The organism is Simkania sp. (assembly GCF_965215465.1).
Classification (GTDB): domain Bacteria; phylum Chlamydiota; class Chlamydiia; order Chlamydiales; family Simkaniaceae; genus Simkania.
Window position 1 is genome coordinate 320,281 of record NZ_OZ244056.1, and the last position, 18,529, is coordinate 338,809.

General features: G+C 43.3%; 18 protein-coding genes. 8 read left to right on the plus strand and 10 right to left on the minus strand.

Translation table 11 applies throughout. The annotated features are described in order from the left end of the window. Window positions 1–6 precede the first annotated feature (6 nt). Complete coding sequence (locus ACOOFG_RS01415; RefSeq protein ID WP_420421866.1) at window positions 7–1,329, plus strand: hypothetical protein; 1,323 nt, start codon at window positions 7–9, stop codon at window positions 1,327–1,329. Here the strand turns inward: ACOOFG_RS01415 and murA are convergent. Then, window positions 1,315–2,673, minus strand: coding sequence for a UDP-N-acetylglucosamine 1-carboxyvinyltransferase (murA, locus tag ACOOFG_RS01420; protein ID WP_420421867.1), 1,359 nt, complete (start codon window positions 2,671–2,673; stop codon window positions 1,315–1,317). The genes ACOOFG_RS01415 and murA overlap by 15 nt on opposite strands. After that, window positions 2,660–3,715, minus strand: a complete 1,056-nt coding sequence (locus tag ACOOFG_RS01425; RefSeq protein ID WP_420421868.1) for a hypothetical protein — start codon at window positions 3,713–3,715, stop codon at window positions 2,660–2,662. The genes murA and ACOOFG_RS01425 overlap by 14 nt, the downstream gene beginning before the upstream one ends. Window positions 3,716–3,736: 21 nt before the next feature. Between ACOOFG_RS01425 and ispF the strand changes: the two genes are divergently transcribed. Then, complete coding sequence (gene ispF / locus ACOOFG_RS01430) at window positions 3,737–4,216, plus strand: 2-C-methyl-D-erythritol 2,4-cyclodiphosphate synthase (RefSeq protein ID WP_420421869.1); 480 nt, start codon at window positions 3,737–3,739, stop codon at window positions 4,214–4,216. On the opposite strand, the gene ACOOFG_RS01435 is transcribed toward ispF, so the two are convergent. Further along, on the minus strand, window positions 4,210–5,319 hold the full coding sequence (locus ACOOFG_RS01435) for a diflavin oxidoreductase (RefSeq protein WP_420421870.1): 1,110 nt from the start codon (window positions 5,317–5,319) through the stop codon (window positions 4,210–4,212). The genes ispF and ACOOFG_RS01435 overlap by 7 nt on opposite strands. Before the next feature lie 52 nt (window positions 5,320–5,371). On the opposite strand from ACOOFG_RS01435, the gene ACOOFG_RS01440 reads away from it, so the two are divergent. After that, window positions 5,372–5,497 (plus strand): hypothetical protein, encoded by a 126-nt coding sequence (locus ACOOFG_RS01440; RefSeq protein WP_420421871.1) that lies wholly within the window; start codon window positions 5,372–5,374, stop codon window positions 5,495–5,497. Here the strand turns inward: ACOOFG_RS01440 and gltX are convergent. Beyond that, window positions 5,494–7,002 carry a glutamate--tRNA ligase gene (gene gltX, locus ACOOFG_RS01445; RefSeq protein ID WP_420421872.1) on the minus strand — a complete coding sequence of 503 codons (1,509 nt, stop codon included), beginning with the start codon at window positions 7,000–7,002 and terminating at the stop codon, window positions 5,494–5,496. The two genes, ACOOFG_RS01440 and gltX, sit on opposite strands and share 4 nt — an antisense overlap. A gap of 139 nt (window positions 7,003–7,141) precedes the next feature. Here gltX and ACOOFG_RS01450 point away from each other — a divergent pair, with 139 nt between their 5' ends. The 3 genes from ACOOFG_RS01450 (at window position 7,142) to ACOOFG_RS01460 (ending at window position 9,122) form a co-directional block, all read left to right on the plus strand. Then, window positions 7,142–8,491: a class I adenylate-forming enzyme family protein gene (locus tag ACOOFG_RS01450; RefSeq protein ID WP_420421873.1), complete on the plus strand. Its 1,350-nt coding sequence runs from the start codon at window positions 7,142–7,144 to the stop codon at window positions 8,489–8,491. Window positions 8,492–8,576: 85 nt separating this feature from the next. After that, complete coding sequence (locus ACOOFG_RS01455; RefSeq protein ID WP_420421874.1) at window positions 8,577–8,927, plus strand: DUF805 domain-containing protein; 351 nt, start codon at window positions 8,577–8,579, stop codon at window positions 8,925–8,927. Window positions 8,928–8,942: 15 nt separating this feature from the next. Continuing rightward, the gene (locus ACOOFG_RS01460) at window positions 8,943–9,122 is read left to right on the plus strand and encodes a hypothetical protein (protein WP_420421875.1); all 180 of its coding nucleotides are present in this window, start codon (window positions 8,943–8,945) and stop codon (window positions 9,120–9,122) included. 24 nt (window positions 9,123–9,146) lie between these two features. On the opposite strand, the gene ACOOFG_RS01465 is transcribed toward ACOOFG_RS01460, so the two are convergent. Next, window positions 9,147–10,349: a hypothetical protein gene (locus ACOOFG_RS01465; protein ID WP_420421876.1), complete on the minus strand. Its 1,203-nt coding sequence runs from the start codon at window positions 10,347–10,349 to the stop codon at window positions 9,147–9,149. Window positions 10,350–10,537: 188 nt separating this feature from the next. Beyond that, window positions 10,538–11,713: a hypothetical protein gene (locus ACOOFG_RS01470; RefSeq protein WP_420421877.1), complete on the minus strand. Its 1,176-nt coding sequence runs from the start codon at window positions 11,711–11,713 to the stop codon at window positions 10,538–10,540. A gap of 222 nt (window positions 11,714–11,935) precedes the next feature. Between ACOOFG_RS01470 and ACOOFG_RS01475 the strand changes: the two genes are divergently transcribed. Next, window positions 11,936–12,742: a hypothetical protein gene (locus ACOOFG_RS01475; RefSeq protein WP_420421878.1), complete on the plus strand. Its 807-nt coding sequence runs from the start codon at window positions 11,936–11,938 to the stop codon at window positions 12,740–12,742. Window positions 12,743–12,800: 58 nt separating this feature from the next. Here ACOOFG_RS01475 and ACOOFG_RS01480 read toward each other — a convergent pair whose 3' ends face one another. Continuing rightward, complete coding sequence (locus ACOOFG_RS01480) at window positions 12,801–14,777, minus strand: S41 family peptidase (RefSeq protein ID WP_420421879.1); 1,977 nt, start codon at window positions 14,775–14,777, stop codon at window positions 12,801–12,803. Between the two features lie 300 nt (window positions 14,778–15,077). On the opposite strand from ACOOFG_RS01480, the gene ACOOFG_RS01485 reads away from it, so the two are divergent. Further along, window positions 15,078–15,527 carry a helix-turn-helix domain-containing protein gene (locus ACOOFG_RS01485; protein ID WP_420421880.1) on the plus strand — a complete coding sequence of 150 codons (450 nt, stop codon included), beginning with the start codon at window positions 15,078–15,080 and terminating at the stop codon, window positions 15,525–15,527. 65 nt (window positions 15,528–15,592) lie between these two features. On the opposite strand, the gene ACOOFG_RS01490 is transcribed toward ACOOFG_RS01485, so the two are convergent. Genes ACOOFG_RS01490 through recJ form a run of 3 tightly spaced genes read right to left on the minus strand, consistent with a single transcriptional unit; the run spans window position 15,593 to window position 18,516 of the window. Next, window positions 15,593–15,955 (minus strand): hypothetical protein, encoded by a 363-nt coding sequence (locus ACOOFG_RS01490; protein WP_420421881.1) that lies wholly within the window; start codon window positions 15,953–15,955, stop codon window positions 15,593–15,595. After that, the gene (locus ACOOFG_RS01495; protein ID WP_420421882.1) at window positions 15,942–16,853 is read right to left on the minus strand and encodes a class I SAM-dependent RNA methyltransferase; all 912 of its coding nucleotides are present in this window, start codon (window positions 16,851–16,853) and stop codon (window positions 15,942–15,944) included. The genes ACOOFG_RS01490 and ACOOFG_RS01495 overlap by 14 nt, the downstream gene beginning before the upstream one ends. Beyond that, window positions 16,786–18,516: a single-stranded-DNA-specific exonuclease RecJ gene (gene recJ / locus ACOOFG_RS01500; RefSeq protein WP_420421883.1), complete on the minus strand. Its 1,731-nt coding sequence runs from the start codon at window positions 18,514–18,516 to the stop codon at window positions 16,786–16,788. The genes ACOOFG_RS01495 and recJ overlap by 68 nt, the downstream gene beginning before the upstream one ends. Window positions 18,517–18,529: the final 13 nt, after the last annotated feature.

Here is an 18,529-nt window from a genome sequence, read left to right on the forward strand (position 1 = left end):
AATAAAATGGGGACCGTTCAAACAAATTATTTTGTAACCAACGAATATTTGCTAAATGAAAAGTCTTATTTTCATGAAGCGATTGACTTGGTAACGCTGCCTTTGCGAGCGCTCTTGAATGGTCATGTGGTGGATCTCAGAGGGGAGCCTGCGACCATGAAGCGTAACGTTTTTGATTTTTCAAAAACGATCGCAAACCCCAATTTGGCACTCTTAGCATCTCGTGTCCTTCGATTTGCCATATTTACGTTATTTGCCTACTTTTATCGTTTTTCTCTCGTTTCTACTGGTTTGTTATGCATCAAGTATTTGATGGAATCGAGCATGGTTGAGAGTCAAATCCGCGTCGTTGAACAAAAAAGTGGCGGAACTGAAACGCTCAAAGAAGTTCGCTCAATCACTTTAGATACAACAGGTCTTGAAAAACCCGCAAACCTACATCCTCATAAGAGTGCGATTTATGACAAGATGAAGGGTGAAAAAAGTTGGATTGAAGACACCAATATTCGTTTAACGATTTATCCATTCAAAAGAGCTACTGTGAAACAGTTGCCAATTTTCTCCAATAAGTGTGGAGAAATTAGGGCACGTGATGGGCATTTCTCTTACCCAGATTCGAAAGAACATCAAGAAGAGTGGACTGCGAATTTTTCGACTCCAGAGCTATTCTCGCATTGTTTAAGTGGGGATTTGACCCAAGATGAACTGCAAGTGATGGAGCATCCTGGTCTTTACCATATCAAACGAAAGATCGATGAAAAACCAGAGATGGGCACTCTAAAAGGGGATGAAATATCCTTGATAACGGGAGCAAAACGGCATGGAGTTTTCCTTGCGAAGTACTGCTATGGGAAAGGATTTGCATCAAGGCCTATAGAAGATGTTCAAGGATATGCATTCAAGTTGGACGAAGCAGAAAGTCGCCTGTTTTGCATGTCTGCTCCTCCAGTTTCACTAGAGAAGGTTGGAAAACCTTACGAAAAAGAAGACCTTGAAGCACTTTTCTACCGATCCTACCACGCATTTTCAAAGATTAGGGTATTGGCAAAGCCTCAAAAAGTCCGGATTCATACAGGAAACTGGGGTTGTGGAGTCTCGGGACACAATCCTCGAGTCGTGGCTTTGATGCAAGTCGCTGCTGCTCATTTAGCGGGGATAGATGTTTTTGAATATTATCCTTTAAAAGCAAAAAAAGACTGGCGGGTTGCTATTTACTATTATGAGTCATTGAAACCTGCCTTTTCAGACTGGACAGTGGACAACTTTTTAACGGAAATGGCGAACCGTGCGGAGAGTTTAGGGTTTGTCTACCGATCACACAGAAACTAAAGCTTCTGCTGTTTCTGGAATCACCACTCGCTCAATATTTGCTCCAAGCGATTGCAACTTTGTTTCGAGGTTTTCATATCCTCGATCAAGATAGCGTAGTCCTGTAAGCGTACTGGCTTCTGGTGCTAAAAGCGCAGCCATCACATAGGCAAATCCTGCACGGAGATCGGGAACTTCGATTTCTTTTCCAATAAAGGGGGTAGGACCTTTCACAATCAGGCTATGTTCATAGTTTTGTGCACCAAAGCGGCAGGGACGCCCCCCTAAACACTGAGTGAACAGTTCGACGTCAGCACCCATTTCTTTGAGCGTTTTGATGTAGCCAAATCGATTTTCGTAGACCGTTTCATGCACAACAGAGCTTCCAGACGCTTGGGTTAAGAGAATCACGAAAGGCTGTTGCCAATCAGTGAGAAATCCAGGATGGACATCTGTTTCCAGGTGGAGTCCCCCTTTAAGAGGACCTTGGTGATAAAATTCGATTCCATCGCTTTTAACCGAAAAGCCTCCATTAATTCTCCGAAGTTTGTTGAGAAAGGTGATAAAGTGCTCTTGTTTGGCACCTTTGACGAACACGCGCCCTTTTGTGCTGATGGCTGCCATTCCAAAAGAAGCTGCTTCGATACGGTCGGTAATCACCGGATGTTCCACTTCATAAAACTGTTTCGCTTGTTCGATGTAAATTTTTCGGTTCACATCGACATGAATGATGGCGCCAAGTTTTTGAAGAAAGAGAATCAAGTCAATCACTTCAGGCTCCATCGCCGCATTTTCGATCACTGTTTTACCTTCGGCACGGCAAGCTGCTAAAATGGCATTTTCCGTTGCCATCACAGAAGGATAAGGAAGCTTGATACGAGTCCCCTTAAGTCCATTAGGCGCATGAGCAAAGTAGGCTCTGTCTTTTTTTATCATACGGTCTTCGACAGTTGCCCCTAGGGATTCCAAGGCCATGACGTGAAAATCGACAGGACGCTTTCCAATTTTGCAACCGCCAACAGTAGGGACGATAATATTTTCCCGCGTTCTTCCTAGAAGCGCGCCCATTGTGAGAATCGGAATTCGATTGGCACCTGAAAAGTGCATAGGGATGTAGGAGGACTTGATCTCTTTTGTGATCACTTCCATTGTGCCGGCTTCTCGATCCCACGCCACATCCATCCCGATTTCCTTGCACAGGTTTACCGTTGTTTCCACTTCAGAAATGTCAGGAACATTGGAAAAAATACACCTTTTGTCGGAAAGAAGCGAAGCCACAAGGATTTTCGTGATGGCATTTTTTGCCCCAGCTGCTTTCACTTTACCTTTGAGTGGCTGTCCGCCGATAATCTTAAACGCTTCCATATTCATTTAATATATCAGCTTTGAGTTGTTTTCGAAAGGAGATCTTTTCTCCACCTTCTATAAATAGTTCATGAGGGAGAAGTCCAGGTCCACCTTCTGAAATATAACTTAAAGAAAGAAAGGGCGCCTTTTTTTTCTCCCGCAGGATAAGAGCAAGCCATCCCATGGTTTTGCGCACATTGAGTTCTACAATTGGATGAAGCAATTCATCCATTTCAGTTGGATGGCGATAGACCATTGCATCAATTCCCAGTGGGCCGAAATAGCCTTCTTTTGCAAGATGTGCAAGAGGGACTTTAACCATTTCGAGATGGTCTTTTAAAAACCGGTAGTGGATCCCAAAAAGCGCTTCTTCCTCACCTGCAATCGTGCGTTCATACTGACCACTTGCTTTGTTTTCCATAATGGTCGCACCGAGATAGGTCGCATCGCCTTCTTTTGAAATCATCCATTGTGTGCTAAAATCAAGGAGTCGTTGAACCCAAGGCTCGCCAATCAATGCATGACCTTCTTCAAAGTTTTTGATCACATTTTTCCGTACCCTTTCAAATTCCTCAGGAATTGCTAAAATAAAGCGCCCTCTCCCTGCGAGTCCGTAGCATGTTTTGAGAACTTTAGGGTAAGTGCCTTCCTTTAGCCATTTTTCAACTTCTTCAAGAGTGTGGAAGAGTTGTGCTCCTGGAAGAGTGGGGCTGTGAGTGAAGGAAAAGACTTTAGACGCCACATCCCGAACGATGGGGAACGACGGCGGCTCATAAATCTCACCTTCCTTAGCGGCCCAGGTTTTTGCTGTTTGAGACCATCCCCAAGTTTCGAGCTTCTCATCAGTAAAGCCTGTCTCAGCTAAAAGCTTGAGGTTGGGGGCAGGTTCTTGGGGTAGGTGAGTGACGAGGATGTCGTCGTTTTCATCTGCATAGAGAAGGGGGAGGAATTGGAGCTGCAAAAAGTTTGGGTGAACCAAAAAGGCTTGGTTAAAGGGGAGAGTCGAGCGCGTCTTGAGTTCCCACTCGAAATTGACATTTCCAAGGTGCAACTTTTTCATAAAGTCAATATAATCGATAACATGAAATTTCGAACAGGAATAGGGCAAGATAGTCACCGTTTTCTCTCTAACGGGACAGAAAAAAAATGCATCATTGCGGGGCTTGTTTTTGAAGATGCTCCGGGGATGGATGCTGATTCCGATGGGGATGTGGTGTTCCATGCGATATGTAATGCCATCACGTCATTGACCCATGTGCCCATCTTGGGCAAGTTGGCAATCGACCTTTGTCACAAACAAGGAATCACTGATAGCCGAGTTTACCTTGAAGAGGCACTTGCAACCTTAGGTGAACAAAAGATTGAGCACATAGCTTTAACGATCGAAGGGAAACGTCCCAAGTTTCAAAAGCGGAGCCTAGATATTCGCCAAAGTGTTGCTGAAGTTGTCAAGCTTGAGGAGGATCAAGTTGGCATCACGTTTACTTCAGGCGATGGACTCACCTCATTTGGCAAAGGAGAAGGACTGATGTGCTATGCGGTGGTTACAACGTTTCAGTAGACATCGAGAAGCAGCCTTTTTTCTTGGCGCATCTTTCGAATGAAATCTTTTGCTTCCGTATCAGATAGTTTTCCTTTTTCTGCAGCGATGCTGTGCAAAGTTGCTGTGACATCCTTTGCCATGTGACGCGCGTCACCACAAATGTAGATGTAGGCGCCTTCTTGGATCCACGCCCAAATATCAGCAGCTTGTTTTTTGATGAGATGTTGAACATAGACCTTTTCTTCCTGATCCCGTGAAAAGGCGCAATCGAGCTTGAGGAACCCAGCTTCTTCAAGCTCGGTAAAGAAGTCTTCATAGTAAAAGTCATAAGCTCGCATTCTTTCTCCAAAAAAGAGCCAATTTTTCCCGGAAGCTTTTTGCTGCAGCCGCTCTTGTAAAAAAGCGCGGTAGGGAGCGACTCCCGTTCCTGGGCCAATCATGATCATCGGAGTATTTTTATCTTTAGGGACTTTAAATGTTGCATTCGGATGGTGGTATGTTGGAATAACAGTTTCTCCAACTTGAGCTTGATCACAGAGAAAACGGCTGCCCAGTCCCCAACGCATTTTTCCTCCTTGCTGACATTGAAACGTGACAACTAACAAGTCAACCGAGTTAGGAGTTTTTTGCTGAGATGAAGCAATCGAGTAAAAGCGAGGGAGCATGGGTGAAATATAAGAGATAAGCTCTTGCAGAGAAACATTTGGGTTTGGTTGCTGAGTCAGCAAATCTTCAAGATCGTGATTTTCAATAAACTCTTTGCGGGCTTCTTTATCTTCTATTAGTTCATGCAAAGCGGGAAATTGCTTTAACATCGGGAGAGTAATACGAATCAAGTTCGACTTTGTGACTAAAAAGTGTTTCAGGGAAAAGGTTGCTTGACTACGCGGATCGACGACCTCTTCTTTTCCTGTTTTCTTGAGTGCTTTTAAAATTGAATCAACAATTGTGGGAGGGTTTTCAGGGAAAATCCCTATGGCATCTCCAGGTTCGTAATGCATTTGTGAACCTGAAAGGTCGAGCTTTAGATGATAGGTTTGTTTACTAGAACCCTCTTGATTCAACAGAGTGCGTTCCAGCAATTTTGCAGGAAAAGGATTATTTTTGTTGTACTCTGTCATTGACAACCGCTCCTGACATTTTTTAAAAGAGCCTTAAGCAAAGGATAAAATTATGCGACTCTTTCTATTTTTACTACCGCTTATCATCTTATCTGGTTGTGGATCCAACGGGTACGACCGGCACTACATCGTTTCAGATGCAGTTGAGGAAACCCTTCCAGTCCCTGAAGAAGATTAATCCTTATTCAGCCAAGACTTGCAATCTTTTGTTTCCCATTGCTTCGTCAGCATTGCCATCTTCTTATTGGAAATACCGCCCAAAAATTCAATGGCATTTAAAATGCGTGCCCGTGTTCGGTCCTTGCCCAAAATATCGACTGAGTCGAAAAGTGGAGGGCCTTGATGACGTCCTGTAATGGTGGCAAACAAGAGACGCATGATCACTTTTTTGTGATTCACTCCAAAGGCTTCAGCAACTTCGCGCGAGGCTTTTTCAAACCCATCACGTCCCCAGTTTTCACCGGCATCCATGCTCCAAATCATGCATTGCAACATCATGGCGCTCACATCTGGAGCCATATTTTTCGGACAAAGAAGCTCTTGCGAATGAGGAATGTGGTTCACAAAAAGAAAGTCGCAGAGTTCGATAAACTCTCCAAAAGTCTTTATACGAGTATGAATCAGCGGCATGAGCCGTTTCATCTTTTCATCTGAAAAGCCCCACTCTTGGATTTTGTTCCACAGCTGATTTTCTGGAATGGAATTGATCAAATACTGTTGATTGATCCAGTCGAGTTTTTTCACATCAAAAAAAGCTCCTGAAACACCGATTCGATCTGTCGAAAAGTTCTTGATAATGTCTTCGAGTGAGTAAATTTCTTGGTCATCTGGCATGCTATATCCCATGAGAGTCAAGAAGTTGACAAAGGCTTCAGGCAGATAACCACTTTCTTTGTAGTAAAAAACCGAAGTCGGATTCTTGCGTTTTGAGAGCTTTTTCCCATCTGCTCCTAAAAGCAGTGGCATGTGCATGATCTTAGGGCGTTCCCAACCAAAGACATCATAAAGTAGTACGTGTTTGGGAGTGGAGCTGATCCATTCGTCTCCCCGAATGATATGCGTGATGCCCATCAAATGGTCGTCGACGACATTAGCCAAATGGTAAGTTGGAAAGCCGTCAGATTTCAGTAGAATTTGGTCGTCAACATCGGCCCAGGGGCAAGTGATCCGCCCTTTGATGAGATCTTCGTATTCACATTCTCCAGTTAGAGGAACCTTTAATCGAATCGTGTAAGATTGCCCTTCGCTTTCCCGCTTTTCAATCTCTTCAGGGCTTAAGTTACGGTAGCGTCTATCATAGCCAGATCGTTGACCTGTCTTAGCTGCAATTTCCCGCATTTCTTTAAGTTCTGCAGCGGTTGCAAAACACTTGTAAGCTTTGCCTTCATCGAGCAGCTTTTGGACATGTTCCTTGTAAATTTCCGACCGCTCTGATTGGCGATAGGGGCCATACGGACCGCCGATATCCGGTCCTTCATCCCATTGAATCCCGAGCCATTGAAGGGACTTAAAAATACTTTCCTCATATTCCGGGCGACTACGGGTCCTGTCGGTATCTTCGATACGTAAAATGAATTCTCCGCCATGGTAACGAGCGAAAATGAAGTTAAACAGAGCCATGTAAGGCGTACCTACATGAGGGTCTCCCGTCGGAGACGGAGCAATGCGTGTGCGAACTGTCATAAAGCAATTTTTTTGATTCTGTAAATAGAAGATAATTGTCTCGGTTCAATCGATAGATTTCAAGTGAAAACTAAGACGACTCTTAAGAGAGTAGGTTAAAGAGCTTGATCCATTAACTGCGATTTAATACAAAAAATTTATGATCATTCGAATAATTGAAAAACATGCCCAAGAAAATCCGAATCGAGTCCTTTTTGTTGAAGGGGGAGGAACGATCACTTATGGAGCTTTTTACCATTATGGTAGGAACTTAGCCCTTCAATTTCAAAAAAAAGGGCTAGCGTCAAAATGTATTGGATTTTCTCTTCCAAATAGTATCGATTTAGCCATTGCTTACTTGGGGGTATTTATGGCTGGCGCGATTGCTGTTCCAATCAGCCCTAATCTGAAACAAAGTGAAAGGGATTACATTATCGATCAAACAAACCCAGAGCTGATGATTGATGCTTCACATTCTCTTCGTTTCGAAGAAGGAAGCGGGGAAGTGGTCGTGCCAAAACCAGAGAATCCTGCAGCAATTTATTTTACATCGGGATCGACAAGTCATCCCAAAGGAGTGACTCATTCCTATCGCTCCTTTACCGCCATGCTTGATACGATGGTTGATGCCACTGATTTAACCTCAGAAGATCGTTTTCTTGTTTCAGAGTCGATGAGCAATGCGAGTGGATGTTGCCACGCTTTTATGCCTCTTTTCAGTGGGGGATCCGGTGTGATTATTCCACACCTCGATATACCAAATCTTAAGGAGGCTTTGAAGCATCAACCAACCGTTTTATCGATAATGGGGAAAGGGAATAGTGATATCATTCATGAACCGACGCTTTCTAAAGACCATTTTAAAGGAGTGAGAATCAATTTTACCGGTGGGGATCAAGTAACGGGAGCATTAATGGATGCGTTTAAGGAGAAAACAGGGGTTTCTATTCGGTATGGGTATGGGATGAGTGAATTTCTTATTTTGACTGTGAATAAAAGTGGGGAAAAGGAGAAGCAAGCCTCAGTGGGGCAAGCGGCAAAAAATGCAACTCTTGAGCTTCGTGATGGAGAGATGTGGGTAAAAGGGCCTAATAGGATGCTCAAATACTGGAATGATTTAGATGAAACTCAAAAAGTTTTAGTCGATGGATGGCTAAGAACGGGTGATCTTCTTCGTTGCGACTCTGACGGTTTTTATTGGTTTGTTGGGCGTCTTAAACAGATGATCATTCGAGACGGAGATAATATCTCTCCATTAGAAGTTGAATTGGTTTTTTCAAAACATCCCGCTGTGAAGGCTGTTGGGGTGATCGGAGTTCCTCACACAACTGAGGGAGAAGTTCCCAAAGCCTTTGTCGAGCTCAAGCACCCGATCTCTGAAGAAGAGCTTATCGCTTTTGCAAAGGAACACCTTGAGGATTATAAAGTTCCTGTCTCTATTCAGTTTCTAGACGAACTTCCTAGGACTCCAAGTGGGAAGATTGCGCGGAATCGTCTTTCTGAAATCTAAATATTTTAAGAGAAAAAGCTCGATCATTTCAATTGAGAGATGGTAAAATATTCCTAGGTATTTTTCAAAATATTAGGAATTTAGGATGAGCAAAGCGATCAAATGGTTTTTCAAGAATTGGGCGAATTTCAAAGGGCGTGCGTCTCGTGCAGAGTACTGGCGCTATACGCTTGTGATTTTGATCTTTTCTTTTGGAATGAATAGCATAGATCTCACTCAAGCAGCGCGTATGATCTGTTCTCTAGTGTATTTTCTTGTTTTTATGATGCCTGGGATTGCTGTAGCTGTTCGAAGACTTCATGATATTGGAAAAAGTGGCTGGAACATATTACTCGCGCTCATTCCGCTCATCGGTCCGATTGTTCTGATCGTTTTTTACTGCAAGAAGAGTCAAATAGGCGAAAACCGTTTTGGGTCAAGCTCGATTAATGCTTAAGCCTTAACCAATGCAATGGATAAACCTTTAGCGCACTTGATCGATGAAATCGTGCGGACACATCATGAATTCCTACCTCAGGAGCTTCCTTCAATTTTAGATCTTTTAAACAACATTGAGAAATTAGAAGGCAAAGAGCAGCCGAAATGGAAGGACGTAAAGCCACGAGAGAACACCTGCTTTGAGTGTGACTAAGTGCGTACCTAGTTACAAATTTGGTTACATGAATGCACAAGGCAAGCTTAATTTGGTGTCTCCTTGCTGCTGTCTAACAATAATCTCTGCTAAGCTGGTTTTGAGGTCTGCAAAGACTTGTTGGCTAGGTTCTGAGCTGTCAATTCGAGTCCAGCTGCCATCGGTGTTTTTTCTAAGAGCGCTAGCATGGATAGGTTGATAGGTGCCAAGCATGGCGCGCGATCTTGATGCAAGAAACTCCTCATCTACGACGTGTCTTGTTCCTGCTGCATGGTTCACAAATTCAAGCCCTCTTTCGTCTGAATAAGAGAGGTCTCCAACTTGCATCTCGGCAACGCTTAATCGAAGAGCGCCTTCAGATTCAAGTTGGTGCATGTAATCCACAACCAATCCAAGGTCAATTCCATACTCAATATCTAGGAGTGTACCTAGAAGCTCTTTTGCAGCTGCAGTCATGTGGTCTGCATCGACACCAGTGGGATCTTCCAAAGAGGACTGGCCAAATCCTGCAGCTCTTTGTGCGATGTACTTTGCTAGATCATTTGGTCTAATCGCTCCATAACCTAAAAAGGCGTTTGCTGCATGCATTTGGCAATAGGAGTTTTTTTGTGATTCGCAATAATATTTTTCTCCAGGAGGTTTTGGGTCCAGGCTTTCTTCTGCAACACGAAGCTTCACTTTGTTACGGTCTAGGGAGATCTTTTCTTCATCTCTGCTAAATTGCGTCACAAGAAAGTGGGATTTAATCAAACCAGGGTAGTCCGCTGAAGTTCCTGCATCTCCAGGAGCGGGTGGTCTTCCAAAAAAGGGTTCAACGTCATCGATATTTACCCACTCTCTACTGCTTACATCCAAGATTTCCACTCCAGTCACGTCGTCGGCAAGAGTGTCGGGATTTTTCATAAAGTAAAATTCATGCGTTGCTGGATTAGCAAAGAACAAATAAGGGCGCTGTACCATGAAGTACTTGAGTTCGACCTCATCTGTATAATTGGCTTTGACGGCTTCTTCAACTGTTCCGCCGCCAGGGTAGTGACGACTAGACGTTGGATCATCATATTGTGAGATTTGAACAACTGTCCGCTTGTCTAGTGTTCCTGATTGTTCTAATTGCGCATAGCGGGAAAGGACGCCTTTCTCTTCAGAGCTGAGCGTGTCAAACGCGTCTGAATTCATAAAAGAGGACAGTCTATCGATATTATTTTCTTTAAAACTTATAGCACTCATAAAGCTTCCTGTTCAAGGAATAACATTTTATCACGATTGTTAATTTATATAAAAGTGTTGTGTTTTGTTTATCTATTCCTTTTTGCGCTAACTACCAACAGATTATAATGTTTTTTTTGAGATAAAAAAGCCAGGTGGTTTCACCTAGCTTTACATTGGTTTGCAAATGCGAGCGTATTCTTTGTGGCCTACATGAACGCGCAAGGCAAGGTTAATTTCGTATTTCCTTGTTGTTGCTCAAGAATTGTTTCAATTAAACTCGCTGAAAAGTTTTCAGAAAGTTTTTGGCCGGGTTTCAAACTATCGACTTCTGTCCAACTGCCATCCGTGTTTTTTCTAAGTGCTCTAGCATGAACGGGTGCAAAGGTACCAAGCATTGAGCGTGATCTTGATGCAAGAAACTCCTCATCTACTTTATGTCTTGTTCCTGTTCCATGATTCACAAACTCAAGACCTTTCTCTGGTGTATAAGCGAGCTCTCCGACTTCAATATGCTCAACACTTCCTCTTAGTTCGCCTTCGCTTTCAAGATAGTGCATGAAGTCGACTACCATCCCAAGATCAACCCCATACTCAATATCTAAGAGTCCTGTTGCAGGTTTAGACTCAGCAAGTAGGCCACCCTGAGCGAGTCCTTCTACGTGTGAGTGACTAAATGTAGCAGCTCTCATTGAGACGTACTCTGATAGCGCATTTGGCCTAACAGCGCCGTATCCTAAAAAGGCATTTGCCGCATGCAGTTGACAATAGGAGTTTTTTTGTTCTTCGCAATAATATTTTTCCCCTGGTGCTTTAGGGGCTAAGCTTTCCCCTTCAACGCGTAGCCCAATTTTATCTCGTTCAAATGCTACTTGTTCTTCATCTCTGTTAAATTGTGCTACAAGGAAGTTCGCTTTGATCAAGCCAGGGAATGATGCAGAATTGTCCTCATTTCCAAAAAATGGTTCAAGGTCATCGATACGTACCCACTCCTTTGCGCTTATATCTAATACTTCCAATGCTTTAACATCATGTGAAAAAGTGTCTGGATTCTTCATAAAGTAAAACATGTGCTTCTCTGGGTCCGCAAAGAACAGGTACTTGCGTTCTCCAATAAAGTAGACGGGTTCGACACCATCTGTATAATTTGCTTTTTCCGCTTCTTTGACTGTTCCGCCGCCAGGATATTTGGGGCCGACAACTCTCGGATCTGTCACTTTTGAGATTTGAACGACAGTCCGTTTGTCTAACGTTCCAGTGCCTTCTAATTGTGCATACCGGGTTAAGACGGCTTTCTCTTCTGTACCGAGAGCTTCGTACTCAGTGGTTTGCATAAAAGAGATTAGACCTTCGAGATTATTTTGTGATAAATCTATAGCGCTCATAATTTCCTTCCTATTCCTTTTTTTAAGCTTTCTTACGAAATATTATAACAAAACATTTATTTTAAATAAATATTTTGTTAATAAATAAGTTTTTAATAAATTAAAAGCGCTTCTTTTTAATTATCAATTGTTTAAGTTGTTTTTTTTTAGAGAAATGGGGCTCTGGTCTTAATAGAGCGAGTTTGATATAATGTCCCTTGAATGAGATTTTGAAGGGTCATTATGGGTGTATCTCCAGCTACAAGTTCCAATTATTCTTCGTCTTTATCCGCCTTAAATTCAGAGTCTTGGGCGTTAAAAGATGCAAAAGTCACCGACGAGGTTCTTGAGAGCCTCGCTGGAAGAACTGATTTGGTCATCCGTGCGGTGGATGCACCATTATCAACTATTTCAGCAAAGACTTTAAAGCTTTTCGTGAAGGCTCATGACTCTAATCTAGAACGGTTTAACCTTCAAAATAACAACGAGATTGATGGCGCAACCTTAGTGGATCTTGCCAAAATGATGCCCCACCTTAAAACGCTCTCCTTTCAATATCTTCATCAGGTGACGGATGAGGATCTTCTAAAAGTTGTCAATGCTTGCCAGGATCTAGAAACCCTCAGAATTTGCCAAAATAGCAGGATTTCGAAGGAGGCGTTTTATCAGATCTTAAACCTTGATAGGAATTTTTTGAAACTCTCTGTCGATTTAGCTGGCAGGCAGAAAAAAACTTCTGGAGCAAGTGGGGCTGATCGAGAAGTCAGAGCTCAAGTTGAAGCATTAAGATTGTCCGGACTTTCCTTCGGGAGTAGCGATATTGATCCTATTCTAAAAATCAAGGGATTGAGAAATGTGGAGCTGGCCTTGACGAGTGTGACAGCTGAGGATGTTGCGCGTATCTCAGAAGGGCAGCTTGGTGTTACAGTTCAGGATATTTCACCTAAAAAACTATCAGGTTTTGAAAAGGGTTTTATAGAAAGAGGTCTGTCTTATACAAGAAGTGGTCGTAACATCAGAGTCGTTCAGGGAGCTTCCGAAGGCTTGTAAGTCCTAGGTCTTCTGAGCTCTTAAGAAACTAAAGCAATTCTATCTGAAATATGTGAGCTTAAGCAGCGGGAGCAGCTTGGGTTTTAGGGGCTTCAGCCTTTTCTTTTTGCTCGGAGAGTAAGACAAGATCTTTCATGATGTTCATCGTTTCTTCGAGTTGGAGGTCGTTTTGACCGTACTTTTCAACAGACTCCGCATCAAACTCTTCTTTTTTGATCTCTTTGAGAAAGTTTTGGTAGTTCGTGTTGTTTTGAACCCGAATTTGAGAGTTAGATTTTAAGGTCGTCATATAGGGTTCGTAGATGGTCATCCGCTCTTGAAGGTCTTTTTTGTAGTAACGCATCATTTTCCCGCGATGGAAAGGATGTATGTCGGAGAGATTGTCTTGGAAATTGGGTGAAATCTCGTCATTTTCGAGTGGAAATTTAGCTTGAGCTTCCCCAATTTCTGCTTCTGTCAGGCCACCAGGAACTTCGATGTCGACTTTGGTTCCTGTTAACTGAGGACTCTTGCCCGATACGGTGTAGTAGAGGCCTCGTGTCACTTTGTACTCTCCTTGGGGGTTCACTGTATTTGCATTCGACGAATCGAGAGTGAAAGTTTGATAGCTCCCTTTTCCCCAAGTGGACGGGTCGCCTACAAGAACGGCTCTACCGTAATCTTGGAGCGTTTGAGCAACGATTTCAGCGGCTGAAGCGCTTCCCTTATTAGTCAGAACGAGAAGTGGTCCATCCCAAGTGAGATCAGACTCAAAATTGCGCAAGTGCTGGATGTTTCCATTGCTATCCTTGATAGAAACGACGATTCCCTTCTTGATGAAAAGTCCTGTCACAGCAACAGCTTGCGGCAAGATTCCGCCGGCATTGTTGCGGAGATCTAGGACAACGCCTTTTAAATTGTGCTTTTCCTTCATCTCTTCCATCGCCTTTTTTAAGTCGGCTGCCGAAGAGTAATTTGGATCTTGGTAGAACGAAAAGAGGCGGATGTGCCCAATCACTCCATCTCCGTAGGGGACGGTTTCTGACTCAAAACGGGTTTCCTTGAGAACAATTTCATCTCGAATGATTTCAATGTCGAGCTTTTCAGTTTTCTTCGGAGTTTCTTCCCCATGCTCACGTAAAATGGTCAATGTGACGGCGGTTCCTTTGGGTCCGCGAATCAATTCAACGGCTTCAACAATATCCATTCCGACGACAGGCTCGTGGTTGACGGCGATGACGCGGTCATTCACCTTGAGTTTTCCTTCACGAGTGGCAGGGCCTCCTTCGATCAAGCGAACTAGGGTGAATCCATTCAGGTCATCGCGCAGTTGGGCGCCAATCCCAAAGAGGCGCTGTTGGACCTGGATCATGAACTGATTGGCTTCTGTTGGAGTGAAATAAACCGTGTGATTATCAAGGGCCCCTGTGAAGGCTTTGAGAAAGTAGGCGAGTTGCTGCTTATGGCGGTCTTTGAGGTTTTCTTGCAGAATTTCTTGTTCTCTAGAGATGCGCCGCTTATTGATGCGCTGAATGAACTGGTCTTTGGTTTCAAAGTCGAGCTTTTCAGCGGTCTCCAGCTGAAGCGCTCTGAGCTTTAGAAGGCGCTCTTTAAGCTCGGCTTCAGTTGTAGCCCATTTGAGGTCTTTAAACTCATTGACGCTCGTTTCTGGGAGGTCCTGATCGGCTATTTCAGACTCTAAGCGGTTTCGGCGTTCAATAGCTGTGATCATGGTTTCGTAAATTTCATCGAAAGTGACGAAATTTTCCTTCCGGTAGTTGCTAACTAGCTGATTAAGAAGTTCTTCTGAGGGGCTGTCCCACGTAGCTACTTCACTTTCAAGGAGATAGGTTTTCGTGGCGTCAAGCTCCTCTAAATAGTTTTGTAAAATCCTATGAGCGAGATCAGGTGTGAGCTTTTTGTAGGTGACGTGGGCCTTGAAGATTTCTTCAGATTTTTTTCTGGTCAGGTGAGGCGTCAATTCAGGGGGTTTTGCCTCGGCAAAGGCGAGAAAAATTAACAATAAGATGCTAAATATTAAAGACTTGAATTTCATATACGAGTACCTCGTCCTACCTTGTGTATCTTATAGCATATCAAGGGTTTATCTTCATCATAATCAAAATTTTAATCGTCAAAACATATAGATATTACTTTATAACCCTATGTAAATCAAAAATTTTCGGAAAAGTAAAGGAAATAGATTGATTTCAATTCAATTTTTTGTAATAATTAGATGTCTATAAGGCTTAAAATATAAAAAAGTGGCGATTCCAGCGCGTAATCCCCTGTTAATAGGACTATAATGCGGGCCACTTTTGTGCAGGTTTTCTTGGATTGAGGAGGATATAATCCGATGGATATGGACAATAGACAGGACGCTCCTGCCTTCGCGCAAGAGACTCCAAAGAAAGTTGTTTCGATTACAGAAGCAGCACGTATAAATGGCGTCACACGACAAGCAATCTACGTTGCGATTAAGCAAAAAAAGCTGAAAGCGCAAAAAGATGCAACTCGTTGGACGATCAAACTAGACGATCTAGAAGAATACAGACGCAATAAGTATTCGCGAGCGAAGTCAACTTATGACGGAGAACTACTCTTTGATAACGATAAGGGTTACTACTCAGTTAATCAAGTTGCAAAGATTCTTGGCGTACCAGCGCAAAAGATCTACTACGCAACGCGAATTGGCATGCTGAAAGCCTCGAGAAAGGGCGCAGCGTGGGTCATTCACTCTGAAGATGTGAAGGAATATCGAGAGAAGTACCTGAGCAAGAGTAGCTCTAGTACTGAAGCGATGTAGTAAGACCCGTCTATTCAGCCAGATTTGAGAGAGAGGTGAACCTTTGTAGGGTCGTTTTTGCATTTTTATTTCAAATTTTTTCTTACCATTTTGACTAATGTTTCCAAATGTGTCGTTTGAGGAAACAAGTCAAAGCCTAATAATTTTTCTCGTTTATACCCGATTAAATCATCCAAATCCCGTTTAAGAGTTGCAGGCATGCAAGAAATGTAGAGAATTTCTGCTGGCTGAAGGTGGAGTAGAGCATCTCTTACGGTCTTTGAAAGACCTGTCTTAGGAGGGTTCACAATCACCAAGTCGACGGGCTCGGCTGTTTTCAAGGCCTCTTCTGCTCTGCTAAATTTAAATTTGACTCCTTGCGTCCCGCTTTGGGATTGGTTTTCCTGAGCGCATCTGATTGCGGCGGAGCTTTCTTCAATTCCGAGCACAGAGCCTCCTGCTCGAGCAAGGAGAAGAGACGTGACTCCCACCCCTGAGTAGAGGGTCTAGGATGGATTTTCCTTTTGGCTGAGCCCACTTGACAAGCGTTTCATACAGCTGTGGAGTTAAAAAAGGGTTGTTTTGCATGAATCCGTAAGGAGAAAACTTCACATGAAGGTCGCAGATTGTCTTGGAAATCATTGTCTTTCCAAAGTGCTCTTCTCCAGAAGGGCTTTTCATGGCAATACCTTGAAGAGGGAGGTTTTCCATCAGTTTTTTTACAAGAAATCGCCTTGATTTAGGTAATCTTTTTGGAAACGAAAAGGCCAGTACAAAATGAGAGGAAGTTGCTTTGAAAATCCGAAAAGAACCGCTTTCTTTCCATTCTTGGAGGTGCTCTCGCAAGATACGCAATAAATCATGATCTATCGGGAGAAAAAGTGAGCAGGAGTTAATTTCAACAAGGCCTTTATTTTTAAAGCCAAAAGTCCCTTGCTGTAAATTGAGTCGGATATGAGAGCGGTAGTGCCACACTTCAGGAGAAGGAATGAGAGGCGGAACGTTCCCAAACTCATCTTCTAAAAAGGTCCGTTTGGCTTCAAGCTGTCCTTTTGGAGTGAGATGTTGCAATTGACAGCCCCCACATTGAGCGTAGTAAGGACATTGGGGAGAAGTGCGCTCAGGCCCGCTTTCAATCAAGCGATGAAGCTTGGCAAACTTGTAGTTTTTTTTCGCTCGAGTGATGGTGACTTCAACGAGATCGCCTGGAGCTGTATAAGGAACAAAAAGGACAAAGCCTTGATCTCTAGAAAGACCCCCGCCGCCAAAAACAAGCTTTTCAATCTTTGATTTTAAAATCTTTGGCGAGGAGTTGGATGCTTGATTTGTTAAGGAAGACGTTGACATGAGGCGTGAAAGCAATTTGAAGTTTGAGGTTTTTCTTGCAAAGTCGTGAACGCGATTCACTGAGGCCAAAACCGATGCCTTCTAAGATGCGTTCATTTTGCTCGAGATAGAGTTTGAGGTGAGTTTTTCCGACAACTTTTGGTGGCCAAGCTTGAGTGACATCAGAGTAGAGAATCGGAGGAGGGTTTGCTGTTCCGTAAGGCTCTAACAATTGGAGTGAGTCGAGAAAATCAAAGGTTAAGTCTTCAAACTGGACACGTGCATCGAGGTGCAACTTTGGTAAAATGTCTTCTTGGTTCAGCGCTTGATTTGCCATTTCAATAAAGACGTTTTTAAATTTTACAATGTTTTCTTCTTGAATGAGAAGTCCAGCTGCATAGTCATGTCCTCCAAAGTTGACCAGTAGATCCCTGTGTTTTCGCAAGGCAGAAAGGAGAGGAAATTCAGGGATGGTGCGGATCGATCCTTTTCCGACGCCTTGGTCAACGGCAATGATGACGGTCGGGCGATTGTATTGCTTGGAGACGCGTGCAGCGATAATCGGAATGATACCCGGATGCCATTTATCAGAATGGAGAACGATAGCATTATTTTTTAAGGATTGTGGGTGTGCAACGAGGTAGCTTTCTATGTCGTCAGAATCGCGCCGTTCGATACGTTGTCTTTCTGTGTTGTTGTCATCAAGTTCTTTTGCCAACGATGTTGCCGTTTCCGAGTCGTGCATTAAGAGGAGTTCTACCCCTTTTTGCGGATCGGCAATACGTCCTAAACTGTTTAAGCGGGGAGCAATTTTTGAAGCGATGTCAGCTGTCGTGATGGTACTGGCTTTGACTTCACAGATTTCCATCAACTTAAGAAGGCCAATGCGTTTCGTTTGGGCAAATTGTCTTAGCCCATAGCGTACTAAAATGCGATTTTCTCCAATGAGTGCTCCCATATCTGCAATGGTACCCAAAGCGACCAAGTCTAGAAAACGCTTCAAATCAATTTTGTTTGGATTGATTTTCCCCGTTGAAACCAGGTGGTTTGTCAAAGCATGGGCAAGTTTGAATGCAACTCCAACCCCTGTGAGATCTCTATTGGGGTAAGTGCTGTTAATCAGTTTTGGGTTGAGGGTTGCGATACAATTAGGAATTTTAGCCGTGGGTTCATGGTGATCTGAAATGATCACATCGATTTGGTGGCGAAAGTACTCTTCGATTTCATCGGCTGCCGTAATCCCACAGTCAACTGTGATGAAAAGTTTACATTTGTTTTCTAGAGCATACTCTAGAGCATCAGTAATCATTGTGGGCGTCGAAGTCGTTCGGTTGGGCACATAGTAGAGGGCGTGAGCTCCAATCATGCGTAAGAATTCGACGAGAAGTGTTGTGCCTGTAATTCCATCGACATCATTGTCCCCATAGACAATGATTGTTTCTTTTTTCGCAATCGCTTGCATCACTCGTTCGACTGCAATGTTCATGTCGAGAAATTGGTCCGGAGCGATTAAGTTCGGAAGTTTTGCGTACAGATAGTTATAGATTTCTTCGAAAGAAGAAAAACCTCTGGAGACAAGAACCTGAGCAGTCACAGGATGAATGTTAAATTCGTTGACAATCGAATCACACCATTCTGGTGAGTAGTCAGGATAGACCCAAAGAAGTTGTTCTTCGTCTTTCAAAAGTGTTACCCGG

Bases quoted from the DNA above. Each gene is read 5' to 3' on its own strand.
- ACOOFG_RS01435 (WP_420421870.1), bottom strand. From the start codon at position 5,319: ATGACAGAGTACAACAAAAATAATCCTTTTCCTGCAAAATTGCTGGAA.
- ACOOFG_RS01455 (WP_420421874.1), top strand. From the start codon at position 8,577: ATGAGCAAAGCGATCAAATGGTTTTTCAAGAATTGGGCGAATTTCAAA.
- gltX (WP_420421872.1), bottom strand. From the start codon at position 7,002: ATGACAGTTCGCACACGCATTGCTCCGTCTCCGACGGGAGACCCTCAT.
- ACOOFG_RS01450 (WP_420421873.1), top strand. From the start codon at position 7,142: ATGATCATTCGAATAATTGAAAAACATGCCCAAGAAAATCCGAATCGA.
- ACOOFG_RS01460 (WP_420421875.1), top strand. From the start codon at position 8,943: ATGGATAAACCTTTAGCGCACTTGATCGATGAAATCGTGCGGACACAT.
- ACOOFG_RS01485 (WP_420421880.1), top strand. From the start codon at position 15,078: ATGGATATGGACAATAGACAGGACGCTCCTGCCTTCGCGCAAGAGACT.
- ACOOFG_RS01415 (WP_420421866.1), top strand. From the start codon at position 7: ATGGGGACCGTTCAAACAAATTATTTTGTAACCAACGAATATTTGCTA.
- ACOOFG_RS01475 (WP_420421878.1), top strand. From the start codon at position 11,936: ATGGGTGTATCTCCAGCTACAAGTTCCAATTATTCTTCGTCTTTATCC.
- ispF (WP_420421869.1), top strand. From the start codon at position 3,737: ATGAAATTTCGAACAGGAATAGGGCAAGATAGTCACCGTTTTCTCTCT.
- ACOOFG_RS01425 (WP_420421868.1), bottom strand. From the start codon at position 3,715: ATGAAAAAGTTGCACCTTGGAAATGTCAATTTCGAGTGGGAACTCAAG.
- ACOOFG_RS01465 (WP_420421876.1), bottom strand. From the start codon at position 10,349: ATGAGTGCTATAAGTTTTAAAGAAAATAATATCGATAGACTGTCCTCT.
- ACOOFG_RS01440 (WP_420421871.1), top strand. From the start codon at position 5,372: ATGCGACTCTTTCTATTTTTACTACCGCTTATCATCTTATCTGGTTGT.
- murA (WP_420421867.1), bottom strand. From the start codon at position 2,673: ATGGAAGCGTTTAAGATTATCGGCGGACAGCCACTCAAAGGTAAAGTG.
- ACOOFG_RS01480 (WP_420421879.1), bottom strand. From the start codon at position 14,777: ATGAAATTCAAGTCTTTAATATTTAGCATCTTATTGTTAATTTTTCTC.
- ACOOFG_RS01495 (WP_420421882.1), bottom strand. From the start codon at position 16,853: ATGTCAACGTCTTCCTTAACAAATCAAGCATCCAACTCCTCGCCAAAG.
- ACOOFG_RS01470 (WP_420421877.1), bottom strand. From the start codon at position 11,713: ATGAGCGCTATAGATTTATCACAAAATAATCTCGAAGGTCTAATCTCT.